Source organism: Streptococcus cristatus, assembly GCF_019685515.1.
Classification (GTDB): domain Bacteria; phylum Bacillota; class Bacilli; order Lactobacillales; family Streptococcaceae; genus Streptococcus.
Genome location: NZ_JABFFN010000001.1, coordinates 1,130,224 through 1,142,185, shown reverse-complemented (window position 1 = coordinate 1,142,185; position 11,962 = coordinate 1,130,224). Strand labels below are relative to the sequence as shown.

Genomic DNA, 11,962 nt, shown 5'->3' with positions numbered 1-11,962 from the left:
CCAAGCAAAATAATTACGGAGGTGAACACACTAATGAGTGAAGCAATTATTGCTAAAAAAGCGGAACTAGTTGACGTAGTAGCTGAAAAAATGAAAGCTGCTGCATCTATCGTCGTTGTAGACGCTCGTGGTTTGACAGTTGATCAAGATACAGTTCTTCGTCGTGAGCTTCGTGGAAGCGAAGTTGAGTATAAAGTTATTAAAAACTCAATCTTGCGTCGTGCAGCTGAAAAGGCTGGTCTTGAAGATCTTGCATCAGTATTTGTTGGACCATCTGCCGTAGCATTTTCTAATGAAGATGTTATCGCACCAGCGAAAATCTTGAACGACTTTGCTAAAAACGCTGAAGCACTTGAAATCAAAGGTGGTGCAATTGAAGGCGCTGTCGCATCTAAAGAAGAAATCGTTGCTCTTGCAACTCTTCCAAATCGCGAAGGACTTCTTTCTATGCTCCTTTCTGTACTTCAAGCGCCAGTGCGCAACGTTGCTCTTGCAGTCAAAGCGGTTGCAGACAACAAAGAAGACGCAGCTTAATCTTAAGCTACGCAGCGTAGCCTAGCTACGAAAAAACTATTATAATTAAAAACTTATTTGGAGGAAATAACAATGGCATTGAACATTGAAAACATTATTGCTGAAATTAAAGAAGCTTCAATCCTTGAATTGAACGACCTTGTAAAAGCTATCGAAGAAGAATTTGGTGTAACTGCAGCTGCTCCTGTAGCTGTAGCTGCAGCTGGTGCTGCTGACGCTGGTGCTGCTAAAGATTCATTTGACGTTGAATTGACAGCTGCTGGTGACAAAAAAGTTGGCGTTATCAAAGCTGTACGTGAAATCACTGGTCTTGGACTTAAAGAAGCTAAAGAACTTGTTGATGGTGCACCAGGCGTCATCAAAGAAGGCGTTCCAACTGCAGAAGCTGAAGAAATCAAAGCTAAATTGGAAGAAGCTGGAGCTTCAGTTACTCTTAAATAATAGAGCGACTACTTTAGTAGCTTAAAAACATGATTAAACCGCTATTCTTAGGAGTAGCGGTTTTTCTATATTTTCTATTTGAAGTTTTGTCCAGAGACAATAATTTATAAATATGAGTTGCCTTTTCAATAAAGGGGTTATATAATAGTAATATAGTTAGGGAAGATTGATTTTTTAATTTATAATTTTTATTAAAAAAGGAGAAAAGATGGCATTAAATTTGTTTGATGTTATTCGTTATGAAGGTGAAGATACAAGGAATATACTTGCTTGGAGACATCCTAAAACGAATATCAAGATAGGAACAACTGTAATTGTAAACCCTAGACAGTGTGCTGTATTGTTTTCAAATGGAAGAGCAGTAACTACTTATGATGCTGGTAAACATAAGATTGAAGGATATGATATTCAAGTAGTTTCAGGAATAAAAAGTTTTCTAAGTGGAAGTATTTCATCTGACTCATCATTTTTGTGGTTTGTAAACATGTATGATTTACAACCGATTGGATGGGGAACTTCTTCTCCTATAATTATTCGAGATCCAGAAAGTGATATTCCTGTTGAATTGAAAATACATGGGAATTTCATTCCTCGAATTGTAAATTTGGAAGCTTTTATACTAGAATTTATGCCAAGTCACCCTGATGTTATAACAGCTGCTATTTTACAAAACCGATTTAGACAAACCGCCAGTGGACTGATTAGTTCGGCTATTTCACAAGTAATATATAACTATAAGATTCCAATTATTGATATTGAGATGCACAGTTTTGATATAGCTGTTGGTTTGTCAGAAATTTTATCTAGCCATTTTGCTAAGTATGGAATTAGTATTGAGGAATTTAACATTGAGGCTTTAAAGGTAAATCAGAATAGCAATGGATATAGAGAAATCTTTAAATTCCACAAGCAAATTTTAGAAGCCAAAAGCAAGCAGGCTAGTCGAGATATTGAAGAATATACGTATCAAGAAGAGAGACAATTTGATATTTTAGAAGAGGCAGCTAAAAATAATGATTCTACAGGGAATCTAATGGGAACAGGCATGAAAATCGCCATGGGACTTGGTTTAGGAGCTAAATTCGGCAATTTGGTGGATCAGATTGAAGATAGGAATTCTCAGCATCAAACTGATCTCAAAGGCGAAACAGGCTTAGCTAATTTTTGTAGCCAATGTGGAACTGCTTTTTTGGAAGGTGCAAATTTCTGTTCTAATTGTGGTAATGAAAGATAGTTCGAACCTTAGGAGAAAATAATTTTTATACCAATCTAGGTTGGATACTATCTTTAACTTTTGGTTTTTTATATTTTCACATTTATTTTTGATTTTATTTGGGAAGTCTGGGATTACCAGAATTTCCCTTTTTCTTAGAAATCTGAAAACTAAGGTTTCTTTGTTTGTATCTTTAGATCATTCAAATTATGTAATTCCAAGTATGAAAATGTATGAATAGATACAAAGAACTATGAAAAGTACTTGGAAAGTTTTTAAGAAAGTAAGGGATTTACTTAGACAAGTTCTATGACAGGAGGATATTTTGGATGTACCAAGTATTTCGTTTATTAAGTATACTTTTTATGGGATTAACAAGTGCAACATTTTTTATTTCACTATGGACCGTGACTCTATTTCTAGAACATGGTGAGCCGATTTTCTCAATAGTGACACCTATTATTTTTTCTTTATCAGGTTTCTTTTTGTCTTCCTTTGCATTTTATAGCTTTGGTGTTTTAGAAAATATAAAAATTAAAGTCAAAGCTTTGGATGAGATATATAATGGGAAAGCTCTTTATAGAGAGTATATAGCAACTAGAGGAGAAGATAGGTGAAGCAGTATATTAAGAATAATTGGGAAAAAGGCTTTCATTGGTTAATTTCGAATATAGTAATACTCTGTTTTGTAGTTTTATCACTTGCTATCTTTTCTATAGATGATGGACCAACTATCTTTATATTGAAAAATCTTGATTTTATAATTTTGGCAAAGTTTGTGGGCATTCCTATTGTGATCAGTTTTTTATTTTTATCATTTCAAAATGTTACCTTTGTGCTAGTTGCTTTAATTATTTTATATTTATTTCGAGAAACAATTAAAGATTCCTTTTCCTTGAAGAAATTAAAACAGAAGAATTTACTTCAAATACTTGTTTTAATCATTTTATCATCGTTTTTTGAATTTGAAAAATCTAGGGAATGGTCGGTCCGATTTTTATTTCTTTTAGTTCCTTGGTATTTGCTTAGTGTGATTTCAATTTTGGTGATGACTTATTGTGAGTCTAAGAGACAAGAAGAAGTCAAGAAACGAAATCAAATACAAGCATTATTCACTTTATTTGAAAAGCACCAGATTAACAAAAATACCTATCCTGTTATTTGTCCATCATGTAGTGGTGAGAATCTGCTTGACCTAGGGCAAGGTAAATCATGTGATTATTGTGGTGCATGGTTATCTAGAAAGGAAATATAAATGAGACGCTATCGTTTAATTATTTCCAAGGTTGTTTATCCTGTAGTATCTTTCATATGTATTATTTCGGGATTGAAATTTTATCAGTCCATAGATAAGGAAATAAGATGGTTATTAGGAAAAAAAGAAGGATTACTTCACGATTTCTACTTTATGTGGCTTTTAATAGTTACAATTTTGTTTGTTTTATTTTTCCTATTTTTGATTCTATCTGCTTTTTTATTTTTAAAACAGCCACGGATGAAACAATATGACAAAGCTTTGATAACAGTCCTTAAGTTTGAAGAACAAGAAGAGGATGTTATTGAAATTAAGGGGAAAGAATTACGAGATGAGTTATCTTATCGACTATCAGCAAAACGTGTTTATTGTCCTACTTGTCATAAGCCAACAGATGGAGTAATTGGAACTGAATTGACCTGTGCAACTTGCGGTAAAACTTTTATAGTTTCTTGATTTTAGGATAATCGAAATGATGTTATCTTTTTTCTGTTCTAAATGGGTAAACCTACTTGAAATTATAGTCTGATACGAAAGTTCTAGGGTGCTTTTTTCTAACAGTTACTAGAATCTTGATAGAAATTCGATTTTCTTCTTGACTCTAACCTTAGGTAAGGGATTATACTAATAATAGATAAGAAAGGAGATTACAATGAAAATTAATATGATTCGTTCAGATAAAGTTTATCAAGAGATGCTCGAGCTTCCTTTAGAAAAGAGAGAAGGGTGCTTTCGAGCTAAAATATTAGCACCTTTTGCAACAAAATATCAAATGCAACACATTCCTCTAAAAGCCAAGTATCCCGGAGGATTTGATGCTTTGTTCCTGCTTGGCTTTATGAATCAGTTGCCCGCAACTCTCTCAGAAAAGGATAGACCAGCTATCGACGCTCTGAGCTCTGATCAACTCTGGCAAAATTGTCAAGATACCATCAAGAGGAGTATTGGTCTTTTTGAGCAAGCTGGCTATGATTTAGAGGTTGAGGATTACCATTTTACTATTTTATTGGGCAACTCTGAAAAGGCCATGTTACAGCTCAATAAGGGTTATAGCGGAGATGGTGGAATTCCAGGTTACCTCATGCTTAGTCTGCTACCGAATGACTATACTTTGCCACGTGTGCAAGCGGCTCTGGCCCACGAGTGCAATCATAATGTCCGCTTCCAATTTATCAAATGGAACCAGCAGACGACACTAGCAGACTGGGTAGTCAGTGAAGGATTGGCAGAGTCTTTTGCTGCTGAGCTCTATGGCAAAGATCTCATTGGATCTTGGGTTACTTCAACCAGTCCAGAGCAGTTAGAAGAGATTAAGCCCATCATCTCAAGTCAGCTTCAGCTAACAGGGATGGCGGAAATGGCTCCTTATCTTTACGGTGATGAAATTGCTGAGATACAGGGTCAGATACCAGTTGGAATGCCTTATGCTGCGGGCTATGCTTATGGTTATCATCTGATACAAGCTTATCTGAAAAAGACTGGCAAGAGCATTATTGAGGCCACAGTAACACCGACAGAAGAGATTTTAGCAGAGACAAAAGACTTTTGGAAATGACACTTTTGCTTGAAAATCTGCCAGAGTCTGATATAATGAAAGTAATTTTTGGAGGTGACTATATGCACTATAAAAGAGTTGAATTAAAAGTCACAAATCAAGGTATCCATGAGTGCAAGATTTTTCAAGGTGTTAAGATTTTTAGTCGCAGTAAATTGTCCAAAGATCAGAAAAGCATTCTGACGCAGAAGATTTACCTGACACCGAAACAAAACATTGTTTACTATCAACGGACAGATATCAACTATGACCAGAACTGGCATCATCATAAGGACTATTATGAACTAACTTTTGGCCATGTAGATAGAGAGACTGTTTTTAAGGTTTGTCAAGATTTTGACGAACTAAGTTCTTTTCTGGAGAATGAGCTGCTTGAGAATCTAAAAGAAAAGCAGTCTGCAGGCAAATTTTTTGAAAAATTAGATATATAAAAATCCGGTTGCTTTGATAAGCAGTCGGATTTCTTTGAGTTATAGTTTGATAATCTTTCAAAAGGGAAAATAAATCTATTTTTATCATGAACAGCTTTTGTTAGAAGCTGAGGAAACAGTATAGTTGACATCTATGGGAAATAAGCATATAATCAAGAAAGGTGATTGAGTGCTCACTCAATTTTGTAGATGTGTAAAGGAGTTCATACAATGGTTGTTCAAGCAATACAATATAGTCGTTTCGGTGATGAAGAAGTGTTAGATTTAGTGAACATTAAATCTGATGTTTTGAAAGTGAATCAAGTGAGGATAGAAGTTTATGCAGTTGGTTTAAATCCTATTGATTATAAGACTTTTGAAGGTGCAAAACCACTCCGATTTCTATCTTTTATGACAAAACTAAGGAAGCCAAGTCGTTGGTTTGAGTCAAAATCATCTCTTTTTCCAAGAGGTGTTGGTCGGGATTTTGCTGGAGTTATCACAGAAGTTGGTGAAGGAGTAAGTCGATTTGCAGTAGGGGATAAGGTTTTTGGAACAATGATCAGTGACCCTGGATTGGGGACCAAGAGGGGAGCTTTGGCAACAGAAATTTGTGTCAATGAATCGGAAATCGTATCGAAACCAGATATGATTGATATGAACCATGCAGCTACTATGGGTGTAGCCTCTCTAACAGTGGGAGGTGCTTTTAGAAAGATTGAGTTAAACTCTAAAGATGTTGTAGTTATTTCAGCAGCAGCAGGAGGTATTGGAAGTATCGCAGTACAGTATGCGGTTGCTAAAGGTGCGACAGTTATTGGAATTGCGAGTAAGAAAAATTCAGATTATCTAAAGTCCTTAGGTGCCATACCAGTAGCTTACGAAGGAAACATCCAGAATGCTCTTCTATCAGCAAGTGCAAAGCCAATTACAAAATTCTTGGATTGCTATGGAAGTGATTATGTTAAATTGGCTTTCAGTTTAGGATTGAAGGGCACGGCTATTGGAACGCTAGTACCTTCACCATATGTTATGATAAGAGGAGCTCAGTTCACGGGTCCGAGACATTCCACATATGATGATTTTAAAGTTCTAGCGGAAATGGTCTCAGATGGGAAGGTTCGGCTGAATATTGACCAGGTTTATGATTTTTCTCTAAAGTCAGTTAGAGAGGCATATCGTAGTCTGAAGTCGGGACATACTCGAGGTAAGAAGGTTGTAAAAGTAAGAGAGTAGCAGAGAGGTGCCAGCAATGGAAAGTTTAGAAGAAAAGTATGCTCAGACATTAGAAAATAGCAACTTGAGTTTAAAACAACGTCAAGTATTGTTATCAAGTCTAAAGTTATTTTCAGAAATTGGTTTTGAAAATACAACAGCCAGTCTTATTGCTAAGGAGGCTGGAGTTTCAGAAGGGACCGTTTTTAGTTACTTTAAGACCAAGGAAGGCATCTTAGAGGCTATTCTGTCAACTTTTCTCGAACAGGTTATTCCAGATGTAATTGCTGATTTTTCTGAAAAGAAATTTACAGCAAACCAAGAGTCTTTTCCACTATTTTTAAGAAGTATTGTTCGCGATAGACTAGTTTTCATTCAGGAGAATCAAATGCAAGTTAAAATTCTCTTGAGTCGTTCTTTTATTGATAAAACTATTTCTGACCAGTTAGGGAATGTTATTGTTCACTCTATCATTAAGCCAATTAGTCCAGTTCTGAATCAGTTTAAAGAAAATGGTGTTATCCGAGATTGGTCAAATGAAAGAATTGTTCGCTATATTCTAGCCTTGAGCCTTTCTTATGTTCTTCCAATGATGTTGAATGATAAGGAATATGTGAACATAGATGAAGCAGTAAATGAAATTGTTGAATGCCTATCTTTTGCCTTAGTAGAAGTAAAATAAATCTTGATTTTAAGCTTACTATTTTAAATAGTGAGCTTTTTTGAAGCCGACATAAAAATCCCCAATCAGAGCGATTGAGGATTGAGCAAATGAATTTTAAACAATACCTTGTGCAATCATAGCGTTTGCTACATTTTCAAAGGCAGCGATATTTGCTCCTGCAAGGTAGTCAGTACCAAGACCGTAAGTTTCAGCGGTTGTTTTAGCTGTGTTGAAGATGTTGGTCATGATGTCTTTGAGACGTCCATCAACTTCTTCACGGGTCCATGAGAGGCGAAGGCTGTTTTGGCTCATTTCAAGTGCTGATACAGCTACACCACCAGCGTTGGCAGCTTTGGCAGGTCCGTAAAGGATTCCGTTTTCTTTGTAGACTTTAATCGCATCAAGGTCACTAGGCATGTTAGCACCTTCTGATACGCAGATAACTCCTTGAGCAACCAAACGTTTAGCTGCGTCACCATTGATTTCGTTTTGAGTTGCACATGGAAGAGCGATATCGTAGTTTCCAGCGTAAGTCCAGACAGAACCTTCATGGTAAGTAGCAGTGGCTTTTTCAGCAGCGTATTCAGTCAAACGTGCACGACGGTTATTCTTCACATCTGCTAGAAGGTCGAAGTCGATACCATTTTCGTCAATGACATAACCATTTGAGTCAGATACAGAGATGACTGTTGCGCCAAGTTCAGTCGCTTTTTGAAGAGCGTATTGAGCAACGTTACCAGAACCTGAAATAACTACTTTTTTACCAGCAAAGCTGTTACCGTTAGCTTTGAGCATTTCTTCAGTGTAGTAAACCAAACCGTAACCAGTTGCTTCTGGGCGAATCAAGCTACCACCGAATCCAAGAGGTTTACCAGTCAAGACACCAGCGTCGAATTGGTTAAGACGTTTGTATTGTCCGTAAAGGTAACCAATCTCACGTCCACCAACACCGATATCGCCGGCTGGGACGTCAAGTGATGGTCCGATGTATTTTTGCAATTCAGTCATGAAGCTTTGGCAGAAGCGCATCACTTCAGCATCAGTTTTGCCTTTAGGATCGAAGTCTGATCCCCCTTTACCTCCACCGATTGGAAGTCCAGTCAAGACGTTTTTAAAGATTTGTTCGAATCCGAGGAATTTCAAAATTCCTTGGTTTACAGTTGGGTGGAAACGAAGTCCGCCTTTATATGGTCCAACAGCTGAGTTGAATTGAACACGGTAGCCACGGTTGACTTGGACTTTTCCATCACGGTCAACCCAAGGAACTCGGAAAGAAATCACGCGCTCAGGCTCAGTGATACGTGCCAAGATATTTTCTTCGATATACTCAGGGTGTTTTTCAAATACAGGTTCCAAAGTGCTGAAGAATTCTTCAACCGCCTGGAGAAATTCAGCCTCATGCCCATTACGAGCTTTTACAGTTGCAAACACGCTTTGGATATAGTCTTTAGCAGATGTCATATCGTTCTCCTTTTGTTGTTATATTTTATTACGTGAGCCATTATAGCAGAATTTTTTTTGAGTGTAAAGAAAAAAACGAAAATTTTCTAAAAATTCTTTCAATTTACAATAAACTATTTTTTTGACAGTAAAAAACGAACGTTTTTTGCAAAAATAACTTTCTCAAAGAGAAAATTTGAAAGTATGGTATAATATTAGAAATAAATGGAATCTGGAGGATCAGAATCATGGTATCAACGAAAACACAAATTGCTGGTTTTGAGTTTGATAATTGCTTGATGAATGCAGCGGGTGTGGCTTGTATGACGATAGAGGAACTAGAAGGGGTCAAAAACTCAGCAGCAGGAACATTTGTCACAAAGACTGCGACCTTGGACTTTCGTCAGGGCAATCCTGAGCCACGTTACCAGGATGTTCCACTTGGTTCTATCAACTCTATGGGTTTGCCAAATAATGGATTAGACTACTATCTGGACTATCTTTTGGACTTGCAGGAAAAAGAGCCAAACCGTACTTTCTTCCTATCTTTAGTTGGCATGTCTCCAGAAGAAACTCATACCATTTTGAAAAAAGTCCAAGAGAGTGAGTTTAAAGGACTAACAGAACTCAATCTCTCTTGTCCAAATGTTCCAGGGAAGCCACAGATTGCCTATGATTTTGAGACAACAGACCGTATCTTGGAAGAAGTATTTGCCTACTTTACCAAACCTCTTGGGATTAAATTGCCACCATATTTTGACATTGTTCACTTTGACCAAGCAGCAGCTATTTTCAATAAGTATCCTCTTAAGTTTGTCAACTGCGTCAACTCTATCGGAAACGGCCTTTATATAGAAGATGAGTCTGTCGTTATCCGTCCTAAAAATGGTTTTGGGGGCATTGGTGGGGAGTATATTAAACCAACTGCTCTAGCGAATGTTCATGCCTTCTACCAACGTCTCAATCCTCAAATCCAAATCATCGGAACAGGTGGCGTTTTGACTGGTCGTGATGCCTTTGAACATATCCTCTGTGGAGCAAGTATGGTGCAGGTGGGAACCACACTTCACAAAGAAGGCGTCAGTGCTTTTGACCGCATTACCAATGAACTGAAAGCAATCATGGCGGAAAAAGGGTACGAAAGCCTAGAAGATTTCCGTGGGAAATTGCGCTATATTGATTAAATTTATTAAAAAATCAGAAGAAAGGAGAGAAGATGCTAGCTATTGAAGAAAGTCAAAAACTGACTCTAGCAAATCTACCGAACCTGAGCCTTTTTACAGGGACAGACCAGGGTCAGTTTGAAGTGATGAAGAGTCAAGTATTGAAACAGATTGGTTATGATTCTGCCGACCTCAACTTTGCCTACTTTGATATGAAAGAAGTGGTCTATAAGGATGTGGAACTGGAGTTGGTCAGCCTTCCTTTCTTTGCGGATGAGAAAATCGTGATATTGGATCATTTTGTCGATATCACAACAGCCAAGAAACGCTTTTTAACAGATGATGAGCTCAAGTCATTTGAGGAATACCTTGACAATCCTTCACCAACAACCAAGTTGTTAATCTTTGCAGAAGGAAAACTGGATAGCAAAAGGCGGTTGGTTAAATTACTTAAGCGGGATGCCAAGGTCTTTGATGCAGTAGAAGCCAAAGAACAAGAATTGCGCCAGTATTTCCAAAAGTGGAGCCGGAAACAAGGTCTGCAGTTTGCCAATCATTCTTTTGAAAATCTTCTCGTCAAGTCGGGTTTTCAATTTAGCGAAGTCCAGAAAAATCTCCTCTTTTTACAGTCCTATAAGGAAGACTCTGTTATCGAGGAAGAGGATATTGTCAATGCTATTCCCAAGACCTTGCAGGACAATATTTTTGATTTAACTCAGTTTATTCTGACTAAAAAGATGGACCAGGCGCGCGATTTGGTTAGAGACTTGACCTTGCAAGGGGAAGACGAAATTAAGCTCATAGCTGTCATGTTAGGACAATTTCGGACTTTTACCCAGGTGAAGATTTTGTCGGAGTCTGGGCAAACAGAATCTCAGATTGCAAGTAGTCTAGGAAGTTTTCTCGGACGCAATCCTAATCCCTATCAAATCAAGTTTGCGCTGAGGGATTCACGAGGACTTTCTTTGAGCTTTTTGAAGCAAGCTATTTCTTATTTGATTGAGACAGACTATCAGATTAAAACAGGTCTTTATGAAAAAGGTTTCCTTTTTGAAAAGGCACTCCTGCAGATTGCTAGTCAGGTCAATTGACATTTTTTTGAAACTAAAACCCGTGTCAAGATTATCTTGTCGTGGGTTTCTTGCTGATTTGCTTATTTTATACTAAATGAAAATCAAAGAGGCCAACTAGGAAACTAGCCGCAGGTTGCTCAAAGCACTGTTTTGAGGTTGTGGATAGAACTGACGAAGTCAGTAACCATACGTACGCCAAGGCGACGTTGACGCGGTTTGAAGAGATTTTTGAAGAGTATTATTAGAAAGTATTTCAGTGATTTCTTCATCTATAAGCAAAAAACTTGAAAAAAGTGAATGTTTGCGTTATCATTTTCATATAGAAAGAAAAAGAGGTATTACAGATGGCTATTATCTTACCAGATCTTCCATATGCATACGACGCTTTGGAACCATACATCGATGCGGAAACAATGCACTTGCACCATGACAAACACCATCAAACTTATGTCAACAATGCTAATGCAGCTCTAGAAAAACACCCTGAAATCGGTGAAGACCTTGAAGCCTTGCTTGCTGATGTAGAATCTATCCCAGCTGATATCCGTCAAGCGCTTATCAACAACGGTGGCGGACACTTGAACCACGCTCTTTTCTGGGAATTGATGACTCCTGAGAAAACAGCTCCATCAGCAGAACTTGCAGCAGCAATCGATGCAACATTTGGTTCATTTGAAGAATTCCAAGCAGCCTTCACTGCAGCAGCAACAACTCGTTTCGGTTCAGGATGGGCATGGTTGGTTGTCAACAAAGAAGGTAAACTTGAAGTGACTTCAACAGCAAACCAAGACACACCAATCTCAGAAGGTAAAAAACCAATCTTGGGCTTGGACGTTTGGGAACATGCTTACTATGTGAAATACCGCAACGTGCGTCCTGACTATATCAAAGCTTTCTTCTCAGTGATCAACTGGAACAAAGTAGATGAATTGTACGCAGCTGCTAAATAATGATAGTTGGAGGGAAGAATTGTTCTTCTCTTTTTAAGGTTATATTATT

Annotated in this window: 14 protein-coding genes; 13 read left to right on the top strand and 1 reads right to left on the bottom strand. The window is 37.6% G+C overall.

Annotation, left to right across the window (positions count from 1 at the left end; all coding sequences use genetic code 11):
- Positions 1-33: 33 nt before the first annotated feature.
- The 10 genes from rplJ to FOA33_RS05450 all read left to right on the top strand — a co-directional run bounded on the left by rplJ (position 34) and on the right by FOA33_RS05450 (position 7,305).
- A complete protein-coding gene (rplJ, locus tag FOA33_RS05495) occupies positions 34-534 on the top strand; it encodes a 50S ribosomal protein L10 (RefSeq protein ID WP_001287266.1) in 501 nt (166 codons plus the stop codon).
- Between the two features lie 72 nt (positions 535-606).
- The gene (gene rplL / locus FOA33_RS05490) at positions 607-975 is read left to right on the top strand and encodes a 50S ribosomal protein L7/L12 (protein WP_001196962.1); all 369 of its coding nucleotides are present in this window, start codon (positions 607-609) and stop codon (positions 973-975) included.
- A 208-nt stretch (positions 976-1,183) separates the two neighbouring features.
- Positions 1,184-2,209 (top strand): SPFH domain-containing protein, encoded by a 1,026-nt coding sequence (locus FOA33_RS05485; protein WP_221160907.1) that lies wholly within the window; start codon positions 1,184-1,186, stop codon positions 2,207-2,209.
- A 308-nt stretch (positions 2,210-2,517) separates the two neighbouring features.
- Positions 2,518-2,805 carry a hypothetical protein gene (locus FOA33_RS05480; RefSeq protein ID WP_213988045.1) on the top strand — a complete coding sequence of 96 codons (288 nt, stop codon included), beginning with the start codon at positions 2,518-2,520 and terminating at the stop codon, positions 2,803-2,805.
- Complete coding sequence (locus FOA33_RS05475; RefSeq protein ID WP_213988044.1) at positions 2,802-3,443, top strand: hypothetical protein; 642 nt, start codon at positions 2,802-2,804, stop codon at positions 3,441-3,443. The genes FOA33_RS05480 and FOA33_RS05475 overlap by 4 nt, the downstream gene beginning before the upstream one ends.
- On the top strand, positions 3,444-3,899 hold the full coding sequence (locus FOA33_RS05470; RefSeq protein WP_213988043.1) for a hypothetical protein: 456 nt from the start codon (positions 3,444-3,446) through the stop codon (positions 3,897-3,899).
- 196 nt (positions 3,900-4,095) lie between these two features.
- Entirely contained in the window at positions 4,096-4,998 is a 903-nt protein-coding gene (locus tag FOA33_RS05465) for a DUF2268 domain-containing putative Zn-dependent protease (protein WP_221160906.1), read from the top strand.
- 62 nt (positions 4,999-5,060) lie between these two features.
- Positions 5,061-5,429: an EXLDI protein gene (locus FOA33_RS05460; RefSeq protein WP_221160905.1), complete on the top strand. Its 369-nt coding sequence runs from the start codon at positions 5,061-5,063 to the stop codon at positions 5,427-5,429.
- 210 nt (positions 5,430-5,639) lie between these two features.
- On the top strand, positions 5,640-6,644 hold the full coding sequence (locus FOA33_RS05455) for an NADP-dependent oxidoreductase (protein WP_221160904.1): 1,005 nt from the start codon (positions 5,640-5,642) through the stop codon (positions 6,642-6,644).
- A 16-nt stretch (positions 6,645-6,660) separates the two neighbouring features.
- Positions 6,661-7,305, top strand: coding sequence for a TetR/AcrR family transcriptional regulator (locus FOA33_RS05450; RefSeq protein WP_221160903.1), 645 nt, complete (start codon positions 6,661-6,663; stop codon positions 7,303-7,305).
- Between the two features lie 96 nt (positions 7,306-7,401).
- Here FOA33_RS05450 and gdhA read toward each other — a convergent pair whose 3' ends face one another.
- Complete coding sequence (gene gdhA, locus FOA33_RS05445; RefSeq protein WP_221160902.1) at positions 7,402-8,748, bottom strand: NADP-specific glutamate dehydrogenase; 1,347 nt, start codon at positions 8,746-8,748, stop codon at positions 7,402-7,404.
- A gap of 227 nt (positions 8,749-8,975) precedes the next feature.
- Here gdhA and FOA33_RS05440 point away from each other — a divergent pair, with 227 nt between their 5' ends.
- The 3 genes from FOA33_RS05440 (at position 8,976) to sodA (ending at position 11,913) form a co-directional block, all read left to right on the top strand.
- Positions 8,976-9,911 carry a dihydroorotate oxidase gene (locus FOA33_RS05440; protein WP_221160901.1) on the top strand — a complete coding sequence of 312 codons (936 nt, stop codon included), beginning with the start codon at positions 8,976-8,978 and terminating at the stop codon, positions 9,909-9,911.
- Between the two features lie 32 nt (positions 9,912-9,943).
- Positions 9,944-10,981, top strand: coding sequence for a DNA polymerase III subunit delta (holA, locus tag FOA33_RS05435; RefSeq protein WP_221160900.1), 1,038 nt, complete (start codon positions 9,944-9,946; stop codon positions 10,979-10,981).
- A 326-nt stretch (positions 10,982-11,307) separates the two neighbouring features.
- The gene (gene sodA, locus FOA33_RS05430; RefSeq protein ID WP_000974733.1) at positions 11,308-11,913 is read left to right on the top strand and encodes a superoxide dismutase SodA; all 606 of its coding nucleotides are present in this window, start codon (positions 11,308-11,310) and stop codon (positions 11,911-11,913) included.
- Positions 11,914-11,962 lie beyond the last annotated feature (49 nt).